The 23,688-nt window shown below is 66.8% G+C and carries 20 protein-coding genes and 1 riboswitch; of the genes, 7 read left to right on the top strand and 13 right to left on the bottom strand.

Annotated features, from left to right (window positions below; translation table 11 throughout):
• Positions 1–319: 319 nt before the first annotated feature.
• Positions 320–1,678, bottom strand: coding sequence for an amidase (locus WAW17_RS04285; protein ID WP_422331762.1), 1,359 nt, complete (start codon positions 1,676–1,678; stop codon positions 320–322).
• A gap of 136 nt (positions 1,679–1,814) precedes the next feature.
• On the opposite strand from WAW17_RS04285, the gene WAW17_RS04280 reads away from it, so the two are divergent.
• Positions 1,815–3,881: a serine/threonine-protein kinase gene (locus WAW17_RS04280; protein ID WP_422331761.1), complete on the top strand. Its 2,067-nt coding sequence runs from the start codon at positions 1,815–1,817 to the stop codon at positions 3,879–3,881.
• Positions 3,882–3,906: 25 nt separating this feature from the next.
• Here the strand turns inward: WAW17_RS04280 and hpt are convergent, their stop codons facing one another.
• From hpt to dacB, 4 genes are read right to left on the bottom strand one after another with little or no spacing between them, the layout of a single operon-like run.
• On the bottom strand, positions 3,907–4,461 hold the full coding sequence (hpt, locus tag WAW17_RS04275; protein ID WP_422331760.1) for a hypoxanthine phosphoribosyltransferase: 555 nt from the start codon (positions 4,459–4,461) through the stop codon (positions 3,907–3,909).
• 4 nt (positions 4,462–4,465) lie between these two features.
• The gene (gene tilS, locus WAW17_RS04270) at positions 4,466–5,443 is read right to left on the bottom strand and encodes a tRNA lysidine(34) synthetase TilS (protein WP_422331759.1); all 978 of its coding nucleotides are present in this window, start codon (positions 5,441–5,443) and stop codon (positions 4,466–4,468) included.
• 10 nt (positions 5,444–5,453) lie between these two features.
• The gene (locus WAW17_RS04265) at positions 5,454–6,500 is read right to left on the bottom strand and encodes a zinc-dependent metalloprotease (protein ID WP_422331770.1); all 1,047 of its coding nucleotides are present in this window, start codon (positions 6,498–6,500) and stop codon (positions 5,454–5,456) included.
• Positions 6,500–7,888, bottom strand: a complete 1,389-nt coding sequence (gene dacB / locus WAW17_RS04260) for a D-alanyl-D-alanine carboxypeptidase/D-alanyl-D-alanine endopeptidase (protein WP_422331769.1) — start codon at positions 7,886–7,888, stop codon at positions 6,500–6,502. Before dacB ends, WAW17_RS04265 begins: the two co-directional genes overlap by 1 nt.
• A gap of 131 nt (positions 7,889–8,019) precedes the next feature.
• Here dacB and WAW17_RS04255 point away from each other — a divergent pair, with 131 nt between their 5' ends.
• Positions 8,020–8,511, top strand: coding sequence for an inorganic diphosphatase (locus WAW17_RS04255; RefSeq protein ID WP_422331758.1), 492 nt, complete (start codon positions 8,020–8,022; stop codon positions 8,509–8,511).
• Between the two features lie 132 nt (positions 8,512–8,643).
• Here WAW17_RS04255 and WAW17_RS04250 read toward each other — a convergent pair whose 3' ends face one another.
• Positions 8,644–9,474, bottom strand: a complete 831-nt coding sequence (locus tag WAW17_RS04250; protein ID WP_422331757.1) for a crotonase/enoyl-CoA hydratase family protein — start codon at positions 9,472–9,474, stop codon at positions 8,644–8,646.
• An 80-nt stretch (positions 9,475–9,554) separates the two neighbouring features.
• On the bottom strand, positions 9,555–10,133 hold the full coding sequence (locus tag WAW17_RS04245) for a TetR/AcrR family transcriptional regulator (RefSeq protein ID WP_422331768.1): 579 nt from the start codon (positions 10,131–10,133) through the stop codon (positions 9,555–9,557).
• Between the two features lie 127 nt (positions 10,134–10,260).
• On the opposite strand from WAW17_RS04245, the gene WAW17_RS04240 reads away from it, so the two are divergent.
• The 3 genes from WAW17_RS04240 to dszD all read left to right on the top strand — a co-directional run bounded on the left by WAW17_RS04240 (position 10,261) and on the right by dszD (position 12,600).
• On the top strand, positions 10,261–11,340 hold the full coding sequence (locus WAW17_RS04240) for a hypothetical protein (protein ID WP_422331756.1): 1,080 nt from the start codon (positions 10,261–10,263) through the stop codon (positions 11,338–11,340).
• 34 nt (positions 11,341–11,374) lie between these two features.
• Positions 11,375–11,848 (top strand): YbaK/EbsC family protein, encoded by a 474-nt coding sequence (locus tag WAW17_RS04235; RefSeq protein WP_422331755.1) that lies wholly within the window; start codon positions 11,375–11,377, stop codon positions 11,846–11,848.
• A 170-nt stretch (positions 11,849–12,018) separates the two neighbouring features.
• The gene (dszD, locus tag WAW17_RS04230; RefSeq protein WP_422331754.1) at positions 12,019–12,600 is read left to right on the top strand and encodes an NADH:FMN oxidoreductase DszD; all 582 of its coding nucleotides are present in this window, start codon (positions 12,019–12,021) and stop codon (positions 12,598–12,600) included.
• Between the two features lie 21 nt (positions 12,601–12,621).
• Here dszD and WAW17_RS04225 read toward each other — a convergent pair whose 3' ends face one another.
• From WAW17_RS04225 to WAW17_RS04210, 4 genes are all read right to left on the bottom strand, one after another.
• Entirely contained in the window at positions 12,622–13,248 is a 627-nt protein-coding gene (locus WAW17_RS04225; RefSeq protein WP_422331753.1) for a hypothetical protein, read from the bottom strand.
• Positions 13,249–13,296: 48 nt separating this feature from the next.
• Positions 13,297–13,365, bottom strand: a complete 69-nt coding sequence (locus WAW17_RS04220) for a putative leader peptide (RefSeq protein ID WP_369325290.1) — start codon at positions 13,363–13,365, stop codon at positions 13,297–13,299.
• Positions 13,366–13,393: 28 nt separating this feature from the next.
• A complete protein-coding gene (locus WAW17_RS04215) occupies positions 13,394–14,689 on the bottom strand; it encodes an aminotransferase class V-fold PLP-dependent enzyme (RefSeq protein WP_422331752.1) in 1,296 nt (431 codons plus the stop codon).
• Positions 14,690–14,739: 50 nt separating this feature from the next.
• Positions 14,740–14,854, bottom strand: a riboswitch (SAM riboswitch).
• 32 nt (positions 14,855–14,886) lie between these two features.
• On the bottom strand, positions 14,887–15,765 hold the full coding sequence (locus tag WAW17_RS04210; protein WP_422331767.1) for a phosphatase PAP2 family protein: 879 nt from the start codon (positions 15,763–15,765) through the stop codon (positions 14,887–14,889).
• Positions 15,766–16,407: 642 nt separating this feature from the next.
• On the opposite strand from WAW17_RS04210, the gene WAW17_RS04205 reads away from it, so the two are divergent.
• Positions 16,408–20,298, top strand: coding sequence for a Pls/PosA family non-ribosomal peptide synthetase (locus tag WAW17_RS04205; protein WP_422331751.1), 3,891 nt, complete (start codon positions 16,408–16,410; stop codon positions 20,296–20,298).
• The gene (locus tag WAW17_RS04200; protein ID WP_422331766.1) at positions 20,295–21,611 is read left to right on the top strand and encodes a M1 family metallopeptidase; all 1,317 of its coding nucleotides are present in this window, start codon (positions 20,295–20,297) and stop codon (positions 21,609–21,611) included. The genes WAW17_RS04205 and WAW17_RS04200 overlap by 4 nt, the downstream gene beginning before the upstream one ends.
• A gap of 54 nt (positions 21,612–21,665) precedes the next feature.
• Here the strand turns inward: WAW17_RS04200 and WAW17_RS04195 are convergent, their stop codons facing one another.
• Complete coding sequence (locus tag WAW17_RS04195; protein ID WP_422331750.1) at positions 21,666–22,958, bottom strand: MFS transporter; 1,293 nt, start codon at positions 22,956–22,958, stop codon at positions 21,666–21,668.
• Positions 22,955–23,602, bottom strand: a complete 648-nt coding sequence (locus WAW17_RS04190; RefSeq protein WP_422331749.1) for a GntR family transcriptional regulator — start codon at positions 23,600–23,602, stop codon at positions 22,955–22,957. The genes WAW17_RS04195 and WAW17_RS04190 overlap by 4 nt, the downstream gene beginning before the upstream one ends.
• Positions 23,603–23,688: the final 86 nt, after the last annotated feature.

The raw sequence follows: 23,688 nt of genomic DNA, 5'->3' as shown, positions 1-23,688 counted from the left end.
TCGACACCCTTGAATCCGCGCGTGTCGTTGCCGAAGTAGCTGAAGGCGTAGATCACCAGCAGAATGCCGGCAACTATTGCCAGGTTTCGAAACACTGTCTTACGGTTCATACAGGTCGGCCGAGCGGCCGGTCCTTTCGAGAGTGCGGGTCGTCCGAGTGCGCCTTCCGGCTGCCAACCGGACAAACCAGGTTACCGCGAGGGCACTCCGGCCATGCCAGGTAGCAGCCAACCACCCTCGGAGGGTGGCGTCTTTCCTCTCAACGAACAGAGCAGCCTCCAGGTTCCCCCGGCCGGCAACGCCACCGACTACGAGCGGTTCACCGCACGGGTGCGAACCTCGGCCAGCCCGCAACCCGCTCGATGTGCGCGGCCAGAGCCAGGATCGTCGACTCCCCTCCGGGCGGAGCCGCGATCTGCACGGCGAGTGGCGTGCCGGACTGCGGATGGGTCCCGACGGGAACACTTGCCGCCGGCCAGCCGACCAGGTTCCAGAGCGCCGTGAACGGCGCGTACCGCACGTTGGCCACCAGGTTGGCCGACCACGACCGCTCGCTCCACGCGTCGGCGACGAGCGGCGGCTGGGCGAGCGTCGGGGTGATCACGACGTCGTAGTCCTCGAAAAATCCGAGCAGTGCGTCTTCGAGGCGGACCACCGATTCGGGGCGAACGAATCTGCGCAGGAGGCGGCCGGCCGCGACATGCCGACGCGTTCTGGGTTGCAGCCTGCGCGGGTCCAGACCCTCGGCATCGGCGGCGGTGCCGGCCGTCCATCGAGCGAGGACAGGGAGGAGGTTGACCGGATACGGCAGCGTTGCCGGCGTCACGCTGTGCCCGGACGCCCCGAGTTCCTCTCCCACCCGCAGCGTGGCGTCGCGCCACTGGGAGTCCACCCGGGCGAGAACTGTCGGCGAACCCACTGCCACCGCGATCCGCAACGGTTCGGGTTCGTCGATCCGCGCAAGCTCGGGCCGGTCGGCGAGCACCGACAGCATGAGGGCCGCGTCGGTCACCGTGGTTGCCAGGGGTCCGTTCTCCGCCATGCCGAACCACGAGGTCGCGCCCAGCTCGGACGGCACGACGCCCTTACCCGGTTTGATCCCGAACACGCCGCAGTTCGCCGCCGGGATGCGGATCGATCCGAGCCCGTCGGTGCCGTGCGCGAGCGGCACCATCCCCGATGCGACTGCAGCGGCCGCACCGCCGGAAGACCCACCGCATGTGCGGGAGAGGTTCCACGGATTGCGGGTGATTTTCCCCGGTGCGTCGGTGGTGCCCCAGACCGCCAGCTCGGGGAGGGTCGTGAGTCCCACGATCACCGCTCCCGCCGCTCGCAACCTGGCGACCACGGGGTGGTCCGCCGTCTTCGATTCGCTGCTCGTGGCGTCGGACCCTTCCCGCATGGGATGACCGGACACGGCGATGACGTCCTTGATCGCCACCGGTACACCCGCAAGCGGAAGGGTCGCGAGATCGGGGCGGAGCGACACCGCGCGGGCTTCGGCGCGGGCCTCGTCGGCGAACACGGACACGAACGCCCGGATACGCGGTTCCCTCTCCTCGATCACGGCCAGCGCGTGCTCGACGGGCGCCATCGGGGTCGATTCCCCGGAGCGAACCTGCCCGGCAAGGACCGTCGCAGGGGAAAGCGGAGACGAGGAGAGCGGAAATTCCCTCATCAACCAAGTATAGGTTCGACCGAAGTCCCTGTAGCCAGTCTTTCCTACTACATTCGGCGAGGGTGCGGGGTTACGATTCGCTTGTCCCCGCGGTGGGACTCACTGCCCGCGCTCCAGAGAGCCGCTTGGTTGTGTAATGAGCAGAGGGAACGGGTCGGGCAGAGACGAATCGACCACAGGATCGACCTCTGCCGAACGGACCGCCGGAGCGACGAGCTCCGGTCACGACAGCATCGACGCGACGGTCGCTGTGCGCCCGCCGACAGTGGCGGCTGAGCAGACCGTTTCCGACGGTACGGTCTCCGACCCGACACTCGATTCCCCGATGACCGAGGCGGCGGACGAGATCCCGACCGCGAGTAGACGCAGGAACACCCTCGTCACCACACCGCCCGTGCGCGGAATCCTCGACGACGTGGAGGTCGGTCAGCAGGTCGACGATTTCGACCTGCTGATGGGCCTCGGCAACGGGGCGTTCGGCCGGGTGTTCCTGGCCCGGCAGCGGTCGATGCAGCGGCTCGTCGCGGTCAAGATCTCGCACGACCACGGCAACGAACCGCAGACGCTCGCGCAACTCGACCACGACTACATCGTGCGAGTCTTCGATCAGCGGGTGGTACCGGACCTCGGACTGCGTCTTCTGTACATGCAGTACCTGCCCGGTGGAACGTTGCTGCGTGTGCTCCGACGCGTGCGCATCACGCCGGAGAACGAACGGACGGGCCGGCTGCTCCTCGACGTCGTGGACGAGGAGATGCGGGAAAAGGGTGAGATCCGCCCAACCGACTCGAGCGTGCGAGCGGAGATCGCGTCGTTGACCTGGCCGGAGACTATCGCCTGGCTGGGACGGCGGCTGGCCGAAGCCCTCGACTACGCGGGCAGGAGAGGGGTGTTGCACCGCGACATCAAACCCGCCAACATCCTCCTGACAGCGGAGGGCGTTCCCAAACTGGCCGATTTCAACATCAGCTTCAGCGACACGGTCCATGGCGCATCCCCTCTGGCCTATTTCGGCGGCTCACTCGCGTACATGTCCCCGGAGCAGCTCGAGGCGTGCCACCGTGAGATGCCGGGCACCGCCGCGGACCTCGATACCCGCAGCGACATCTATGCGCTCGGCGTCATGCTCTGGGAACTGATGTGCGGGCAGCGCCCCTTTCCCGACGAACACGCCTCGAGCGAATCGCTGGTCGCGCTGGAATCCATGCTGGAACGTCGCAGCAGCGACATCGCCCCCGAGTTCCTCGACCAGCTGCCGTACGACTGCCCGGCATCACTGCGTCGCGTGCTGCTGACATGTCTGTCGCCGAAACCGGAGGACCGCTGGCAATCCGGTTCAGCGCTGGCCCAGCAGTTCGATCTGTGCCTCAATCCGCGCGCCCGGGATCTCGTCGACCCGCCGCCGCACAGCTGGCGACGACGGCTTCGCCGCTGGGCTCTACCGATACTCGTCCTTGCCATCGCGACACCGAATGCCCTCGCGGGCGCCTACAACTATCACCACAACAAGACGCTGATCATCAGCAACTTGTCGCCGGAGGCTCAGCTCTCATTCGAGCAGATACAAATGGTGATCAACTCGATCGCGTTTCCGCTCGGCGCCGTCCTGCTCCTGTACTGGTGCCGCAATCCGCTTCTCGTCCCCCGTGGACTCCGCAAGGGCCGGACCTACGATCGCGCCACACTCGCCCGGGCCCGCACCGACACCCTCCTACTCGGTGATCGGGTTGTTCTCGTCGTCTTCGGTCTGTGGCTCGTCGCCGGGATCGCCTATCCGATATCGCTGCAGTTCGCGGCCGGCGACGTTCCCCGAGACGCGTATGTGCACTTCATCGCTTCGCTCATCGTGTGCGGGGCGGTGTCGGTGGCCTACCCGTTCTTCCTGGTCGCGTTCTTCGCGGTGCGGTGCATCTACCCGTCCCTGCTCCCGCAGGACATCGCCAGCAGCGCGGATGCCCACAAACTGAGGGGCCTCGACCGACGCAGCACGCTGTACCTCGCCGTCGCCGCGTCGGTGCCACTCGCCGGGGTGGCCGGGGTGACGTTCCTGTCCCCCGACGAGATCACCATGGTGATCGTCGCGGTCCGCATCCTGTGTGTGGGCGGGATCTTCGCCTTCGTGGGGGCGTACTGGCTCTTCCGCCAGTTGGAGAAAGACCTGGGAGCCCTGGAACTCGCGGTGTCCCACGAGCCTGCGCGCTGAAGCTGTTGCGAGTCCGGACTTCGGGTCAGCCGCCGTAGACGGCGGGATCGAGGGTGCCGATGTAGGGCAGGTCCCGGTACCGCTCGTCGTAGTCGAGGCCGTAGCCGACGACGAATTCGTTGGGAATGTCGAAGCCGACGTTCGCGACGTTGACATCGACCTTGATGGCATCCGGCTTGCGCAGCAGCGTGACCACTTCGAGTGACGCCGGGTTGCGGCTGGACAGGTTGCGCATCAGCCACGACAGCGTCAGACCCGAGTCGATGATGTCCTCGACGATCAGCACGTGGCGGCCGGCGATGTCCTTGTCCAGGTCCTTGAGGATGCGGACGACACCCGAGGACGACGTGGACGATCCATAGGAACTGACGGCCATGAATTCCATCTGGGCCGGGATGGGAAGTGCGCGCGCGAAGTCCGTCATGAAGAAGATGGCACCCTTGAGAACGCCGACCAGGAGGAGATCTCCTTCGGGAGCACCCACCGGATAACGCTTCGCGATTTCCTCGGCGAGTTCGCCGGTACGTCGACGAATCTCGTCCTCGGAGATCAGTACCGATGCGATATCGCTTTCGTACACGCGGTCAAACCCTTCGTTGGTAGTCCAATCCGACGTTCAGCCTGCCACGTCGTCGGCTGACCACCAACCTGGCCTCCGGTGTTCCGCCGCCGATCGCCACCGGGCCCTGCCCCCGCCACTGTGCGACGAGGTCGTCCACGGCACGCAGTTGCCGGTCACCGAGGCTTCGCGCCCCGGCGGCGAGAAGCCATGAACGCAGCACGCGGCGGCGTATGGGCGCGGCCGACCCGGCCAGCACCGCCACATCGATACCGCCGTCGACCACAGCCGCGGCGGTCGCCTTCGCCGCCACCGCGTCGAGCACGGCGCCCTCTTCGCGGAGCTGGTCCGCGGTGCGGCCCAAAGCCGCGGCGACCCCCCCTCCCAGGACGTCCTCGAGCAACGGGAGCACCTCGGTACGCAGCCGGACCCGCACGAAGTCGGGCGACGCGTTGTGGGGGTCCTCGTACGGCGTCAATCCCAGCTCCGCACACACCCGACGGGTCACGGTGCGTCGCACCTTCAGCAGTGGGCGCCCCCACGGGGGGTCGTAGGCGCTCATTCCCCAGATCGATCGGCCCCCCGACCCGCGGGAGAGTCCGAGCAGGACCGTCTCGGCCTGGTCGTCGAGCGTATGACCCAGCAAGACCGGACGAGACCCACGTGCGGAGTCGAGGGCGGCGTAACGGGCGGTGCGAGCGGCGGCCTCCATCCCACCGGGCCCGTCCACCTCGACCGGCAGCACTTCCACCGACGCACACCCGAGGGCCATCGCGCGCTCGGCCGCCTCGCCTGCGACATCCGCAGAACCGGGCTGCAATTGATGGTCGACCACGAGGCCGCGCACCGACCGGGCCTCCGCCGCCGCAGCCGCGGTCAACGCCAGCGAGTCTGCCCCACCGGACAATCCGACCGCGATATCGCCGTCCCGGGCATACCGGTCGATCCAGCGCCGTACCGCGTGGCGAACTTCGAGGACCGCCGGCTCCTCGGGAAGCAGCATCGTTTCCGGTTCAGCCCAGAACCCGGGACACCCAGATATCGGGGTTACCGATCTCGGCGAGCTTCGGCAGTGTCTCCGGTCCCGACCACACCACGTTGAAGCCGTCCATCCCCACTCGATCCACGACGGCGCCGACGAAGGCCTTCCCGCGCACGTACTGCGCCATCTTTGCGTCCATCCCGAGCAGCGCCCGGACAAGCCGCTGAATCGGATTGCTCTGTCGCCGTCGGCGATTATCGAACGCTGCACGAATGGCGGCCACCGAGGGCACGACGGCGGGACCGACGGCATCCATCACATAGTCGGCATGGCCCTCGAGCAGCGTTCCGAGAACCAGCAGACGGTCGAGCGCCTTGCGCTGGGGCTCGGCCTGGGTGGCGCGCAGCAGTCCGACGATTCCACCGGGGGCACCGGACTCGTCCGGTGCCGTGCGATTCCGGTCCCGGAGTCCTGCCGTCAGCCTGCCGACGAGATCGGTGACCGACTCGTCCTCCGAGGATCCGAGTATCTCCACCGATTTCCGCATGTAACCCGACAACCACGGGGAGGACGAGAACTGCACACGATGGGTCACCTCGTGCAGGCAAACCCACAGCCGGAAGTCGCTCGGATGCACCCGCAGTGCCCGTTCGACGGACACGACGTTGGGGGCCACCAGCAACAGTGTTCCGTTGTCGCCCGTGAACGGGTCGTACTGGCCGAGGATCGCTGACGACAGATACGCCAGCATCGCCCCCGCCTGTATTCCCGCGGGCTTGCCCACCAGCATTCCGGGGGCACCCTCACCGCCGGTGAGATGCGACATCGATTGCGCGGCCGCATGGATCCACCCGGCGCGGTCGAGAATCTGCGCCCTCGGAACCGGCAGTCCGTCGGCCAGTCCCGTGACCTCCCGAACAGGCAGTTCGGCCCGTATCGACGCGTCCGCCAGCTCCTCGACGACGATCTCCGCGGTGTACCGCGACGTGGGCGGGCCGCTGCGAGCGAGCCTGACGCCCGTCTTTGCTGCCAGCTTCCAGTCGACGGCGCCGCTGAATGCGCTTCCCTCGGCGGCCATCACTGGCACCCGCACATGCGCAGTGTCGCCGCGAGCGCGTCGAGGGCCGGACGGCTGACCTCCGGCGGCCGGTCGTTGGACATCAACGCGAACGTCAGGACCCGCCCGTTCTGATCCACCACGTACCCGGCCAATGCACTGGCGGTGGACAAGGTCCCGGTCTTCGCGCGCACCCAACCGGCGCCGGTGCGGTTCCCCGAGGCGTATCGATCGGACAGGCTCCCGGTCGCGCCGGCCACGGGCAGGTAGTCGAGCATCGGGCGCAGGGCGGGAACGCCGTCTCCGGCTGCAGCAGTCAGGATCTGATCGAGCAGTTGCGGTGCGATGCGGTTGTCGACGGACAGTCCGCTGGCATCGTTGAGCGTCAGACCCGACATGTCGAATCCGGCGGCGAACAATGTCTGGCCGATGGACGCGACAGTGCCCGAGAACGATGCTTCTGCGCCGGCATTCATGGCCACCTCCCGCCCGATCGCTTCGGCAAGCACATTGTCCGAGTGTTCCATCATCTGCCGCAACCGGTCACGCAATGGAGCGGACTGCACGCCGGCCACGAACGCTGCGTCCGGTGCCGCATTCCCCGCCGTGACGGCCGCAGGATCCACGCCGAGTGTACGAGCCAGGGCCCGCCCCGCATCGAGAGCGGGAGTGGTGCTGCGCGGAGACTCGTCCACCAATGGGTCCGCGCGGCCTCCGTCGATCATGATCGGTTCCGTGGGTGTGATGAATCCTGCAGCGATGTCTGTGGGGAACCATCCCTGGGCCATGCTGCTACCTGCATAGATGCTGGTATCCACCACGATACTCGTGACCGGGATCTCCGCCGCGCGGATCTGATCGGTGAGCTCGGACAGGTGCGCGGCACCCGGGTAGTAGCCGTTTTCCCCCATCGGTCTCGCGGTGATCGTGGGGTCGCCGCCGGCGATGAGCACGATTTCGCCGGGATTCGCACCCTGTACCACCTTCGTGGCGACGCGATGATCGTCGGGCACAGCCAGCAGGGCCGCCGCGGCGGTGAGCAACTTGGTGGTTGACGCCGGAATCATCGCTGTCTGCGCTGCCACGCTCCACAGCACCTGCCCGGTGACTGCATCGGCCACCGTTCCACTGAACTTCCCCAGATCGGGATTCGCGGCCACCGGTCCGAGAGCCGCGGCGAGCCCCTGCGCGGTGGGCATCGGGGCATCGTCCGGTAGCGGCTTGACCTGCGGCGCAGCCGTCACCGGTGCGGGTGCGGGGGCAATGGTCAGCTCGCCGCGCCCGGCCGATGCGTCACGGTTCCCCACCATGACCAGGGCCACGACCGCCGCCGCTGCCACCGCCACGACAACGAGCGCAGCGATGAATATCAGCATGTTCCGACGGTGACGTCCCGCCAACGAGCCCATCTTCTTCTTCACCTGGCCCGGCAACACGCCTCCGTCTTCGCTGTTCTGCATCGGTGGTCAGACGACCAACCTTATCCTCGACCCGATATCCTCTCCCGGAATCATTACCGACACGACAGCGAGGAATCGGCGTGGAGTTCGACGTCACCATCGAGATCCCCAAGGGTCAACGAAACAAGTACGAGGTCGATCACGAAACCGGTCGCGTGAAGCTGGACCGGTACCTTTACACCTCGTTCGGCTACCCGGCCGACTACGGATACATCGAGAACACCCTCGGTGAGGACGGGGATCCGCTGGATGCGCTGGTTCTGCTTCCCGAATCCGTGTTCCCCGGCGTCATCGTCGAGGCCCGTCCCGTCGGCATGTTCAAGATGGTCGACGAGGCCGGCGGTGATGACAAGGTGCTCTGCGTTCCCGCGGGCGACCCACGATGGGATCACATCCAGGACATCGGCGATGTTCCCCAGTTCGAACTGGATGCCATCAAGCACTTCTTCGTCCACTACAAGGACCTCGAGCCGGGAAAGCACGTCGAGGCTGCCGACTGGGTCGGGCTGGCCGAGGCGAAGGCCGAGGTCGAGGCCTCGATCAAGCGCCTGAAGGACAACGGCGGACACTGAACGCTGCTGTTGCGACGGACCCGATACAGCCGCACCCCTTCTCGGCACCCGACTCGTTCCAGTTCACGATACGAGTGCGGCTGCCGATCGGGGGTGCGGCTTCGGTCTATTGCCGGCAGGGGACCGCGTCGATCATTCCCCTGTGAACTCGGGTGTGCGCTTCTCGAACACGGCGGTGATCGCCTCGGTGAGATCCTGCGAGGGCAGGAAGGCGGCGTTCCAGGCGGCGACGTAGCGAAGGCTGTCGTCGACCCGGGCCGAACGGGAATGATCCAGGACGTCCTTGATGCCGTGCACCACGAGCGGCGGATTCGCGGCGATCTCGGCGGCGGTGGCGTGCGCGGCGGCCAACGCGGTGTCCGCGTCCTCGAACACGTCGTTGACCAGACCGATCTTCTCGGCCCGTGCGGCGTCGATGTCCTTACCGGTCAGCGCGAGTTCACGCAGGTGCCCCTCACCGATGATCAGGGGCAGGCGGGCGAGGCTGCCCACGTCGGCGACCATCGCGACCTTCACCTCGCGGACGCTGAATTTGGCGTCCACGCTCGCGTAGCGGATGTCCGCAGCCGAGATCAGGTCGACGCCACCACCGATGCACCAGCCCTGTACAGCGGCGACGACGGGTTTGCGGCAGTCCGCCACCGCCGTGATCGCGGCCTGCATCCGCTTGACCATCCCGTGGAACTCCGTCCTCGGAGCGGCTTGCGCCTTGTCGGCGAGGACGATGCCCAGCGAACCGCTCATCGCGGGCAGGTCGAGGCCGAAGGAGAAATGCTTGCCGGAGCCGGCGACGACCACTGCCCGCACTCCGGGGTCGGCGTCGAGTTCGGCGAAGATCTCCGGCAGTTCGTTCCAGAAATCGGGCCCCATCGCGTTGCCCTTGCCGGGGCCGGTGAGAGTCACCTGAGCGACGTGCTCCTTGCACTCGACGGTGAAGGCATTCCAGGTCTTCTGTTCGGTCATTACTCAAGAGTAACCAAGGTCCACGCCGACCCGACATGCGAACCAGCAGTCGACCGGGCGTTGCCGCGACCCTGACCGGCTCACGCCAGACCGGCCCGGGCGATGGCCCCGGCGAACAGCGCAGTGACGGCCTCGCCCATCGCCTGCCGGTCCACCTGATCCGGATCGACGGAATGTTCGAGCACGAGGCCCGAGATCAGCGCCATGAGCGAGATGGCGGTGGTCTGGACGTCGAAGCTGTCCTCGACACCCCATACCCGCGCTCGCTCCGCGATCAATTCCACCAGTCGGGCGCGCAGCTGACGACGTTCCCGGAGATAGGCCTGAGCGATCTGAGGATCGCGCGACGCGAGAACGCCGAATTCGAGCACGAGCAGCGACCACCCCGGCTCGTGTACCAGCCAGGCGGCGATGGCTTCGCCGCCCTTTCCCGCGGCGTCCGAGGCACCCATGTCCGCGATCTCCTCGAGCACTCGTCCGGCGAGTTCGAGCGAGCGCTGGGCGAAGAGTTCGGCGAACAGCGCCTGTTTCGACTCGAAGTTCGAGTACACCGCACCCTTGGTGAACCCGGCCCGCCGCGCCACCTCGGTGAGTCGGGCGGCGCCGAATCCGCGTTCGGCGAACTCCTCCGCCGCCGCGTCGAGCAGGCGCTGACGCACCACGTCCCGCGCGGGACGCGTCGTCGGGACCCATTCGGTGTGACGACCATCGTGTTGACGACTCTCAGGCACAATACCTACGGTATTCAATACCCAAGGTATCGACAAGCAGAGGACAGAAACGCCCATGACCACGACCTCCCCCGAGACCTGCGAGTCGAGGACCCACAGCGACGACCCCGTGTCCCGACACAGCGCACCGAAAGTGATGGTCGTACTGGTCGCCGGAGTTCTGCTCCTGCAACTCGGCTTCATCCTCAGCTATGTGGCCGCGTTCCATCAGCCCACTCCGAAGGGCATCGAAATCGCAGTCGTCGCGGCCGACGGCCTGCCCGCGGGTATCGACCAGGAGGTCGCCGATCGGCTCGATGCACTCGAGGGCGGTCCCCTCGAGACGCGCGTAGCCGACAGCACGGCAGAGGTCCGTCGACTGCTGCGTACCCGGGAAGTTCAGGGCGCTGTCATCCTCGACCCCTCCGGTTACGACACACTGATCACCGCAAGCGCCGGCGGAAGTTCCGTCGCCACCGCTCTCGAGTCCGTCTTCACCCGGGTGGAGCAGGCCGAGGGACGCGAGTTCACGGTCCGGGACGAGATCCCGGTCGGCGTCCACGACAACCGTGGGCTTTCCGGTTTCTATCTCGCGGTGGGCTGGGTGGTGGGCGGCTATCTCCTCGCGGCCGCCATCGGACTGCTCATAGGAGCACCTCGGACACTGCGCGCGGCCGCAGTCCACACCGGTGTGTTGTTCGGTTACGCCCTCGTCTCGGGCGCCTTGGGAGCGCTGATCACGACACACCTGCTCGGCACCTTCGCGGGCCACTGGTTCCCACTGTGGCTCCTCGGCACCGCTGTCGTGTTCGGGACGGCGATCTTCACGTCGGGCTTGCGTGCCTCGCTCGGCATCCTCGCCGTACCCGCCGCGATCGCCCTCTTCGTGATCCTCGGCAACCCCAGCGCAGGCGGCACGTTCGGACCGAACGTCCTCCCCGACTTCTATGCAGCGATCGGGCGTTGGATCACCCCCGGTGCGGGAACCGAGGGAATCCGGAGCATCGTGTACTTCCATCGCATGGGCCTCGGTCAGCCGGTGGCCGCACTTGCTCTCTACTGCCTGGTCGGCCTCGGGCTCCTCTTCGGGTTCACCGCGCGCCACAACTCGCAATCGGCCTCGCCCCGTTCCGAAGTCGTCTCTGACGCATCCTGATGTCGTACCGCGGAATTGGTCCTACTCTTGGTTCATGCCGACGCCCCTGCACCCCTCCGCCGCGCATGTTGCCGAGACACTGATCGCGCGGGGACATCACGGAGTGATCGTGACACAGATCCACTCCACCCACACTGCGGTCGAGGCCGCGAAGTCGCTGGGTGTCGATATCGGCGCCATCACCAAGTCGTTGGTGTTCCTGCTCGACGACGATCCGATCCTCATCCTGGTGTCGGGTGCGCACGAGGTGAACCTGGAGACCACCGGCAAGCGACTACAGGGAGAACTCACCCGTGCGCCCCTCGACATGGTGCGGATCGCCACCGGCCAGCCGGTGGGCGGGATTGCGCCGCTCGGTCACCCGACGAATCTGCCCACCTATGTCGACAACGCCCTGTCCGAATACCGGGAACTATGGGCGGCGGCCGGTCATCCCGATACGGTCTTCCGAACTTCGTTCGCCGAACTGGTCCGCATTACCGCCGGGCTCGCCATCGACGTCGACTGATTTACGTGCCGTCCGACCCCTATAGTTGTTTCATCATGGCAGACGGAGTGTGGAGTCGACGGCACGTGGGCGCGAGCCGCGTCGGCACGTGTCCGTGTTCGCGCTGAGATCGCCCGCCGACGATCTCGTCCACCAACGCCAACGCCCGCACGCCCGATCCGGAGAACACCTTGTCCGACACAGTGAAGAACATCGAAGGCCCTCAGAACCCAGAACTGCCGAACCCTGACGTACCCGGTGACGCCGAACTCGTGTCGGGGATCACCGCAGATAATTACCGCGCCGCCCTGCGACGCCATCCTGCGGGAGTCACCATCGTGACGCTCGATTCCGGCTCCGGCCCGGTCGGATTCACCGCCACGTCGTTCGCCTCGGTGTCCCTGAATCCGCCGCTGGTGTCGTTCAACATCGCGCACGCCTCGTCCAGCATCAAGTCCCTGCACTCCGCCGACTCCCTCGTGATCCATCTGCTCGGAGAGCACCAACAACACCTGGCACAACGGTTCTCTCGCGCAGCGAACGAGCGCTTCACCGACGAATCGCTGTGGGCACGCCTCGACACCGGAGAGCCCGTCCTGCACGGAACGCCCAGCTGGCTACGGGTGACCGTGGACCAGTTGATCCCCGTCGGCGATCACACGCTCGTGATCGGCCTGGTCACCCGGGCACACGCCGAGGACGATGACGAGTCCGCCGCGGCTCCGCTGCTGTACCACGAGGGCCGGTACTACCGGCCCACTCCACTCGGCTGAGAGACCGCACAGCACGGTGGCTCAGGAGGCCAGCACCCGTGCGCGGACCGGTAGCCCGAATCTGCCCAGAGCCTCGTCGACGGCGTCGGCCGAGGTGACCAGACCCCGCTCCTCGAGCCACGGCAGGGTGCCGTCGACGATCTGCTCCAGAACCTTGGGCAGCGACAGCGGCAACAGCGTCACCCCGTCGGCTACCTCAGCGCTGCGGATGTCGGCGATCAGGCCGGCAAGACCGACCGGAGTCCCGATGTACTGCAACGACACCGGGGCACGCGGTGCGACCAGCGCGCTGTCGAGCAATGCCAGTTCCTTGCGCGCCGTGCGGGCCTCTGCCGCGAGCAGGACTTCGAGATCCACCAGGACGGTGACGCCGTCGGGATCCCTGCCGTCGGAGACGAGCTCGGCCCGCACTCGGGCACGCTGGTGCTGTGCCTCGCGCAGATCGGAAGCCCGGATCCGGACCACCTCCGGCGGGAACACCGTCAGATCGAGCCGACCCGACGCGTCGGCGGTGAGGTCGACCCAGTAGTCGGCGCCGGTTATCGGACGCGTGCCGGCCGCTCCTGCGGCGGCCGGGTGGTGACCGGATCCGGCGAGCTCGACGGCTACCCGCAGCGGACGGGATACGAATGCAGTGTTACGAGACATGACAGTTCCTCGGGGATGACTTGCGCGGGAAGCGAACTGAAGGAGCAGTCAGCTCGAACACATACCCGAGGCGGTTCGACACAGATCGACGTGTCGACGGCACCAGTGAGCGATCATTGCGCTCCCTGCCTTCGATGCCATGCGGTCATACTACGCGCCCCTCGAGAAATCGGGTCTCCGGCACCGGATTCCACCGACCCTCCTCGTTCGCGTAGTTCCAGGTCCGTCGGCCTGCCACCAGATCCCGAACCGCGCTCACCAGCCGGTCGACGTCGTCCGAGCAGCTGCCGAGACCCAGGCTGGCGCGCACTGCGCCGTCCGGGTGGCCCAGCCTGTTCAGCAGGGGATGCGCGCAGAATCGGCCGTCACGCACGCCGATTCCATGCTCCGCGGAGAGGTAGGCGGCGATTTCGGCCGGCTCGAACCCGTCGATCGTGAACGTGACGATCCCCACCGAGTCGGGCGCGTCGGACCACAGCCGCAGCAGTGTCGATCCGTCGATGCTGTCAAGGCCCCGCACGAGCCGGTCGGTCAGGGCAGCTTCGTGCGCGGCGACGCGACCGAAGTCCAGTTCGGACAACGCGTCGCAAGCCGCGGCCAGGGCAATCGCCCCGAGCACGTTGGGTGTTCCGGCCTCGTGCCGCGCGGGCGCCGGCGCCCACTGCACGCTATTCACGGTGACGCTGCGAACCGCACCTCCACCCGCGAGATAGGGTTCTGCGTCGTCGAGCCAGTCCCGGCGCCCCACCAGCACGCCCGCACCAAACGGCGCATACAGCTTGTGGCCGGAAAAGGCGAGGTAGTCGACACCCCACTTCTCGATGTCGAGGGCGCGATGCGGAGCCAACTGCGCGGCGTCCACGAGAATGCGTGCGCCGCAGCGATGCGCGATCCGGGCGAGCTCGGCGACGGGAAGGACCTCGCCGGTCACGTTGGACGCACCCGTGACCGCGAGGAGAGCGGTCGGCTTGGAGCACAACTCGGCCACGAGCAGCCTGATCGTCTCCGCCACCGTGTCCGCGGCCCGGACCACGCGAGAATCTCGCCACGGCAGGAGATTCGCGTGATGCTCGATGTCGAGTACTACAGTGCTGCCAGGTACGCAGCCGGCCAGCAGATTCAGAGAATCGGTGGTGTTTCGGGTGAATATCACCACCTGGTCCTCGCAAGCCCCGACGAATCGCGCGACGGTGCCGCGCGCCTCCTCGTAGGCGTCGGTGGACACCCGGGACGCATAGCCCGCGCCGCGGTGGACGCTGGAGTACGTGTGAAGCGACGCCGCAATCCGGTCGGTCACCCGGGACAATGCCGGGGCGCTCGCCGCATAGTCGAAGTTCACGTACGCGCCCTCCCCACCCTGGACGAGCGGAACCCGCAGGTCACAACCGGAAACCTTGGCCAGTGGAGCAGTGCACACATCAGCGGTCAATACAGCAGTCATCACGACATCCCTCGTACTCAGGGACCCGTCACAGGGATAGTTGCCCTCGGAGTCCGCGCTTGCCGGGTTCGGTATGAACCTCAGCCAGGTCGTCACCCGGAGCACCCCACCGCGGTGGAGGGTTGCCGACCAGCAAGCCGGGGCTGAACGCTGGTACTCGTGACCTTTTCCGAGAATCTCGGATCAGGCCGAGTTTGTCAAACGCAGGTGTGTGGAGCACCCGGCCGGAATCGACGTCCCTCCCAGCCCCTCGCAAGGAGGATGGCGAGCCCGACGTAGATCCACCCCATGACCACGTCCACCACATAGTGCTCCCCACCGAAAACCAACGCGAAGGCCATGGCCAACGGAAACAGGGCGAGCACAGTTTTGAGCAACCGCTTCTCGACGAGCGGCCAGAGCGCGACGGTGACGAGCAGCGCGAAGCCCGCATGCAGGGACGGGAGGGCAGCGACGGGGTTGCTCTGCGCCTCCAGCCAACTCGTGCTCACGTCCGTGGGAACGATGTCGAATCCGAAGCCGGTGAGACGGCGTACATCCTGGGTCACCGCGCCGGCATCCGACGCGTACCAGGGCGGAGCCGAGGGCAGCAGAATGTAGGTCAGCAGTCCCAGATACGACAGCAACAGCACCCGTCGCATGTACTTGGACCACAGCGGTTTCGAGTAAATGTATAACACCGCTGCCAGGAGCCACGGCAGAATGAAATGGCTGGTGTATACCGCGCCGGTGAACACCGTCCACCCCGGCCGACCACCTGCGGGATCGGCGAGATGTTCCTGCAACCACACCGTGGGAATCGCACCTCGGAAGAGCCATTTTTCCGCTGATACCAGTTCCTCGACACGGATGGGCATCCCCAGCTCGTGGGCGATGCCGCGACTGAGGTCGTACACCACCAGCGCGGCGATGAGTGGCACCCAGTCCGTGAGGATTCGCAGATGGTCACGCCACGGGCGGTCGATCGCGAAGGCGGTGAGACCGAGGATGATCCAGGTCGCCTGATAGATGCGGTCGGTGGGCATGCCGATCAAAAAAATGGTGGCAGTCAAGGCAATCAGGTAGGAATACCAGATCCCCCGCCGGAGGGACAGCCGGTGACGTGGAGCAGTTCGAGACTCCACTGTCACAGTCTCGTCGCCGATCCGCTCACTCGACTGCTCTGTCACCGCACCCCAGGCCTCGTTGGGAGCGCGCCGGTTGATACCTGTCGAACCGACGCGGCACTCGTCTCATCATCACGTATGCGACGCCATCTCCGCCAGCCGTTCAGCCGGAATCACCGAGTCGGCTCGTTGCCTGCCGGATCGATCGCGTACCGCAGGCAAGCTCCGAACGAGCTGATTCGTCGTATCCGGCGGCCACCGCGCGCCGCTCACGTCGGCTGTCGTGAAAGCGCATGAGTACCAACTCTCCCCATGATTCGGTCTCGTCCTACATCACATCGCACTGCACGCGGCCCAGCCGAAGGGCTTGTCGCACAGATCCGCCCGACCCGACGTGGCCCAGGTGCGGACCGCCTCGGCGAACGCGTCTCGCACGTGTCTTCCCATTGCCCGGTGTCGCCGATCATCCGCCGTACCTCGACGCAGCCCTCGACACGGCGGAGGTGGAGAATGGACGTTGCACCGTACCGGGCCAACTGTTCACCAGCCGGTCACTTGATCGTGAGATAACGGGCCGTACGCACCACCCACCGCTAGCGAAGGAATCCCGGATTGTCTCTCCAGTCGTCAACGGATTCGGAAAAGTCTCTCCTCGTACCGCGAGAATTCCTCCGCGGCGATCTGGCGTCCGCGCCCCGCACCCTCGTCGACATCCTCGTCGCGACGGCCGAGGCTCACCCCGATGCACCGGCGATCGACGACGGCATCATCTCGCTGACCTACCGTGAACTCCTCGACGAGATCCGGCAGGGCTCCGAGTTCCTGGCCGACGAGGGCGTCGGAGCCGGGGACCGAGTGGGGATCCGCATGCCCTCCGGTTCGTGCTCGCTCTATGTCGCCATCCTCTCGACCCTCGCGGTGGGCGCAGCATACGTCCCCGTCGATGCGGACGACCCCGAGGAGCGTGCCGAGCTGGTGTTCGGCGAAGCCCAGGTTGCGGCCATCGTGACCGGTGACGGGATCACCGCAGGAACCGCACCGGCCCGGCCGGAGTCGCCCGCCGCACGCCTGCCGACGGTGGAGGACGACGCCTGGATCATCTTCACCTCGGGTTCCACCGGCACTCCCAAGGGAGTGGCCGTCAATCACCGCAATGCCGCGGCCTTCGTCGATGCCGAAGCACGGCTGTTCCTGCAGAACGCGCCCATCGGACCCGGCGACCGGGTGCTCGCCGGGCTGTCGGTGGCATTCGACGCGTCCTGCGAGGAGATGTGGCTCGCGTGGCGGCACGGCGCCTGCCTCGTTCCCGCGCCACGTTCTTTGGTACGCAGCGGTGTGGATCTCGGTCCCTGGCTCGTCGCGCGGGACGTCAGCATCGTCTCCACGGTCCCGACCCTGGCTTCGCTGTGGCCGTCCGAGGCGCTCGAGGCCGTCCGACTGCTGATCTTCGGCGGCGAGGCCTGCCCACCCGAATTGGCCGAGCGCCTGGCCGTCGACGGGCGAGAGGTGTGGAACACCTACGGGCCCACCGAGGCCACCGTGGTCGCGTGCGCCGCGCTGATGGACGGCAAGAGTCCGGTCAGTATCGGCCTCCCCCTCGACGGCTGGGATCTCGCCGTGGTCGACGCCGACGGCAAACCTGTCGCCGAGGGTGACGTGGGGGAACTCGTTATCGGCGGTGTCGGATTGGCCCGCTACCTCGACCCCGAGAAGGACGCCGAGAAATACGCACCGATGCCCACCCTGGGCTGGGACCGTGCCTACCGCAGCGGCGACCTCGTTCGCCTCGAGCGGTCCGGTCTCCTGTTCCAGGGCCGGGCTGACGACCAGGTGAAACTCGGCGGCCGGCGCATCGAGCTGGGCGAGGTCGACAACGCACTACAGAACCTGCCCGGGGTGGCCGGCGCGGCGGCGGCCGTGCGCCGAACCGGGGCCGGCCACCAGGTTCTGGTCGGTTACCTGGCCAGCACCGACTCCGACTTCGACCTGAAGGCCGCCCACGCGATGCTCACCGAGCAGCTCCCGGCGGCGCTGGTCCCACGTCTGGTGCTGGTCGACGAGTTGCCCACCCGCACGTCGGGCAAGGTCGACCGCAACGCCCTGCCCTGGCCGCCGCCCGGTGTCGACGAATCGGCGGAAGCGCTCGGTCTGGAAGGCGTGGCCGGGTGGGTGGCCGGACTGTGGACGTCGATCCTCGGAGCCCGGATCACCGGCCTGGACAACGACTTCTTCGAGCTCGGCGGCGGCTCCCTGTCCGCCGCCCAGCTGGTGACGGCCCTGCGGGAGCGCTTCCCCGAGGTGACCGTCGCGCAACTCTACGACCATCCGCGGCTCGGATCCCTTGCCAGCTATCTCGACGAACTGGCCCCCACCGCTGCCGTCGAACCTCGCATCGTCGCGCCCACCCCGCGTCGCAGCCAGCTGATCCAGATCGCCGCCACCGTTCCGCTCACGACCCTCACCGGACTGCAGTGGGTCACCTGGCTGGCCATCGCGAACAATGTCCTGTCCTGGTACACCGACGTGCCGTGGGCGCCCACCGTTTCCTGGTGGTGGGTGCTCCTCGCGTTCACCGTGTTCATCAGCCCCCTCGGCCGGATGACCATCTCGGTGATCGGATCGCGGCTGCTGCTGCGCGGCCTGAAGCCCGGCACCTATCCGCGCGGCGGCAGCGAGCACCTGAGACTGTGGGTTGCCCTGCGCCTCACCGAGGCCAGCGGCGCCGCCAACCTGTCGGGTGCGCCATGGATGCTCTACTACGCCCGAGCGTTGGGAGCGAAGGTCGGCAGGGGTGTCGACCTGCACACGCTTCCTCCGGTCACCGGCATGCTCGAACTCGGTGACCACTGCTCGATCGAGCCCGAAGTGGACCTGTCCGGACACTGGGTGGACGGCGATGTCGTCCATATCGGTGAGATCAAGATCGGCGACGGTGCCACCGTCGGCGCGCGATCCACTCTGCTGCCCGGAGCGCGTATCGGCCGGGGCGCCGAGGTCGAGGCCGGTTCGGCCGTATTCGGACGAGTCAAGGCCGGACAGCACTGGGCCGGATCACCGGCCGCGAAAGTCGGCAAAGCCCGGCACCCGTGGCCCGCGGAAGCACCGCGCCGCGCGTCGTACTGGGTGCCCGTCTACGGGCTGACCTCGGTCGCACTGGCGGGACTGCCGATCGTCGCACTCTTCGCCGGAATCGTGCTGATCGGCTGGTGGATTCGCGACGCCGCAACAGTGGGATCGGCGATCCTGCAGTCCCTCGTCATATTGCCGGCGGCAACGATCCTGAGCCTGCTCGTCTTCGCCGTCCTCACCGTCGCCGCCGTCCGATTGCTGTCGATTCGTCTCCACGAGGGATATCACCCCGTGCGAAGCCGCATCGGCTGGCAGGTGTGGGCCACCGAACGACTCATGGACGCTGCACGCACCTTCCTCTTTCCGCTGTACGCAAGCCTGTTGACCCCTGGCTGGCTGCGATTGCTCGGCGCGAAGATCGGCAAGAACGTCGAGGCTTCCACCGTGCTGCTGCTACCCAAGTTCACGACGGTGGCAGACGGCGCGTTCCTCGCCGACGACACGATGGTCGCCAGCTACGAGCTCGGTGGCGGCTGGATGCACGTCGAACACGCCAAGGTCGGCAAACGCGCCTTCCTCGGGAACTCGGGAATGACCGCGCCGGGTCGTCGTGTCCCCAAGTACGGCCTGGTGGCAGTTCTTTCCGCGGCACCGTCGAAGTCCAAGTCGGGCTCGTCGTGGCTGGGGAGCCCGCCGGTTCGGCTGCGCCGCGCCGTCGGCGATACGGACGCAAGCCGCACCTTCGAACCGCCCTTCCGGCTGAAGGTGGCCCGTGCGGTCGTCGAGACGTGCCGCTTGATTCCGGTGATGGTGACGTTCGGGATCGGGCTCGGTGTGCTGTTCGCACTCGACGCGTTGGCGTATTACCGCGGGTTCTGGCTGGCTGCGCTGGCCAGCGGCGTCGTCCTCCTTGTCGCGGGTGCCGTTGCCGGTGCCGTCTCGGTGGGCGCGAAATGGCTGGTGGTGGGTCGAATCGGCAAGGTCGAACACCCGCTGTGGAGTTCGTTCGTGTGGCGCAACGAAGTGTCGGACGCCTTCGTCGAAACGGTCGCCGCTCCATGGTTCGCCCGCGCCGCCACCGGGACGGCGGTCCTCAACGTCTGGCTGCGCGGTATGGGAGCCACCATCGGTAAGGGGGTCTGGTGTGAGACGTACTGGCTACCGGAAGCCGACCTGGTGACTCTCGGCGACGGTGCGACCGTCGAACGGGGGTGCGTCGTGCAGACTCACCTCTTCCATGATCGGATCATGTCCATGGACACCGTGAACCTGGGAGCCGGAGCAACGCTCGGTCCGCACTGTGTCGCGCTGCCTGCCGCCGGTATCGGCGACGGTGCGACGGTCGGTCCGGCATCGCTCGTCATGCGCGGCGACACCGTGCCGCCCTCCACCCGCTGGCAAGGTAATCCGATCGCACCGTGGCCGGCCTCATGAAATGTGGCAAGGACCTCGACGAGCCCATCGATCCCTACCTGCCGCAGAACGGCAACCGCGGCTATCGGGTGTCACGGTACGAGTTGGAGCTGACGTACAAGGTCCACAGCAATCGTCTTGCCGGTACGGCGACGATCACTGCGGTGATCACCGCGGCCCGCTCCCGGTTCTCGCTCGACCTCGCCCAGAGCCTGAACGTCACGAAGGTGACGGCGAACGGCGCACGCGGCACCAAGTGGGCACACCGGAACGGCAAGCTCGTGATCACGCCGGCTCAGGAGATTCCCGTCGGCGGTGCGCTGGTCCTCCACATCCGGTACGGCGGCTCCCCGAAACCCATCCGAAGCATGTGGGGCGAGGTGGGCTGGGAGGAACTCACGGAGGGCGCGATCGTCGCGAGCCAGCCGAACGGCGCAGCCTCGTGGTTTCCGTGTGATGACCATCCCAGTTCCAAGGCCAGTTACCGCATCTCGATCACCACGGACTCGCCCTATTACACGGTCGCCAACGGCACGCTGATCGGCAAGCACACCCGGGCGAGTCAGACCACGTGGGTGTACGAGCAGGCCGAACCCATGGCGAGCTATCTGGCCACCATCCAGATCGGTCCGTACGAGCGTCGCAGGTTCGGCTCGGGTGCGGTCCCCATGTTCGCCGTCCACCCGCCGCGCCTGCGTTCGTCGTTCGACACCGACTTCGGTCGACAGCCCGAAATGATGGACGTGTTCGGACGGCTGTTCGGCCCGTACCCTTTTGCCGATTACACCGTCGTCGTCACGGACGACGAGCTGGAGATCCCGGTCGAGGCGCAGGGACTGTCCATTTTCGGCGCCAACCATTGCACCGGCCGGCGCGACGAGGAACGCCTCGTGGCGCACGAACTCGCCCACCAATGGTTCGGCAACAGCCTCACTCTCGGTCAGTGGCACGACATCTGGCTGCACGAGGGTTTCGCCTGTTACGCGGAATGGGTGTGGTCCGAGAATTCCGGCGGTCCCTGCGCACATGAGCTGGCCACGCAGGCGCACCGGGGTTTGTCACGTAAGCCGCAGGACCTGGTGGCCGCCGATCCCGGTCCGCAACTGATGTTCGACGACCGCATCTACAAACGTGGCGCCCTCACCCTCCACGCCCTACGCATGCGGCTGGGTGACGACAAGTTTTTCGCGCTGATCCAGCAGTGGACGAAGACACGCCGCCATTCCACGGTCAGCACAGAACAATTCACCGACCTGGCGGCCCGCTACACCGACGAGTCCCTGCGCACCCTCTGGGACACCTGGCTGGGAGAAAAAGTCCTGCCGCCGCTGTAGATCGCCCCCGCCGGCCCCCAGTCGCCCCCACCGCTCGCCCAATGTCACATCGGTCTAGTTGGACTGCACCACTGTGACATTCGGCGACGGCTGCGTCCACGGCAGGTGCGATCGCCACTTGGCGACGGCAAGCGCAAGGCACCCCGCGGCGGCGACTGCGCCGAAGAGGAATATCCGCGGATAGGTCACTACCGGAAAGGTTTCGGACAGGAATGCCATGAGGGCAGGGGTGGCGAACCCGAGGTAGGTGAGGGAGTAGAACACCGCAGTGAGTCCGGCCAGGTCGTCCGGTCCAGCGATGCGCTGAATCTCCTGCAGCCCCGACACCAGCGCCATGCCGTAGCCGCAGCCGAGCACTGCCGCAGCGACGATCGCGAGTGGGATGGTCAGGGCCGACGCTGCCACGGCTGCAAAGGCCATGCCCGCCATGACGAAGACCAGCGCGACCACGACGGCCCGTGCACTGTGCGGAGTGTCGACCTTCCGGCCCAGCGCCTGGATCGCGAACCCTGCACCCAATCCGACCATGCACATCAGTGCCGAGAACGCGAGCGGCACACCACCGCTGTTCTGGGACATGAGCGCGGGAAGCACCGCATACGCGGCCGCCGCGGCACCGAAGACCCATGGCGCCAGGGGAACTATCAGGAACAGGAAGCGCCGGTGACCTGCCGACGGAATCGCGAGATCCCGGACGAGCGAGACCCGCTCCGAGACAGGCTGGGCTGCACGCGTTTCGGGGGCTCTCCACAGCGCGATCGAAGCGAGCACGGCGATGAGGCTGTGCACCACATAGGACAGAATGCTCGGAAACGGCCCCCACTGCGCCAGAACACCCGCGACGCCGGCACCCAGCCCGAACCCACCGGTGAGGCTCATCGCGGCGCGGCGCGCACCGGCACCGTCCGTGGCGTCCGGATCCCACGCCGGAGTCGAGAGTTCCTTCACCCAGCTTCCGCCCACCGCCATTCCCAGGCCCAGCGCGACACCACACAGGATGCGTCCCACACTGAGCAGCGCAGCCGAATCGGTCCCCACCGCGAGCAGCGCCGAACCGGCCACGGTGAGAAACGGTGCGGGCAAGAGGATCGGGCGTCGCCCGAGCCGGTCGGACAGCGGCCCGCCGAGGAGCAGTGCGGGCACGATGCCCAGAACGTACGCGAAGAGGAACAGGTCGACGGTGAGGGCCGTGAAGCCGTGGTCTGTGCGGTACATACCCAGAAGCGGGGTGAATTGGTTTCCGCCCCATGCGACCGCGAACATCGTGGCGGCGACCAGCAACCAGGCACGCGTCGACGTGATGGGCGCCTGCGGTGGTTCCGTTCGGCTGTCCCTGACGACGGTCATCGCGCCGCTCCCCTCGGATTGAGAGCGTGAACACTGCGCATGTGTTCGAGCACGGCGCTGTCGAATCCGTCAGCGTCGCCGGCCGCAACCAGTTTCGCCAACTGCTCGTGGTCGTCGATGATCTGCGGCAACTGGCCCGGGTCCCGGGCAATCGAATGTGCCGTCATGCGGCGCTGACGCTCGCGGAGGCCGGAGTAGAAGGTGACGATCAAGGGATTCTCGGCGGCCTCCACAATCATCCGATGGAAGTCGGCGTCGGCGGCGCTGAACGCTGTGACGTCGCCACGCGCGGCGATCTCGCGCTGGCCGGCGAGATTCTCTCGAAGCCGGGTGACGAGTTGTGCCCGCGCTCGCGGACGGTCGGCGAGCACCCGCACACTGTGTGCCTCTACCAACTGCCGGGCATCCACCACGTGTTCGGCTTCACCCTCGGCGACCGGCACGATCAACGCGCCGCGTTTGGGATAGAGCCGCATCCAGCCCTCGGCCTCGAGACGGAGGAACGCTTCGCGCACCGGAGTGCGGCTCGACCCCATCCGGCCGGCGATCTCACCCTCGCTGATCAGCTCACCGCCGGGCAGCTCGCCCGACAGGATGAGTTCCTTGACGGATCGATACGCCTGTTCCGCTGCTGAGTACGACATAGACACAAGATGTATTTATACCCGTGTGCAGCTCAGTGTGCACATCTGCAGCTGCTTCCTCATCTCCCGCCCGCATCTGCGGCTTC

Source organism: Rhodococcus sp. (in: high G+C Gram-positive bacteria) (assembly GCF_049286785.1).
Classification (GTDB): Bacteria; Actinomycetota; Actinomycetes; order Mycobacteriales; family Mycobacteriaceae; genus Rhodococcus_F.
The sequence above is the reverse complement of the archived record's forward strand: the minus strand, read 5'-3'. Positions and strand labels throughout refer to the sequence as shown.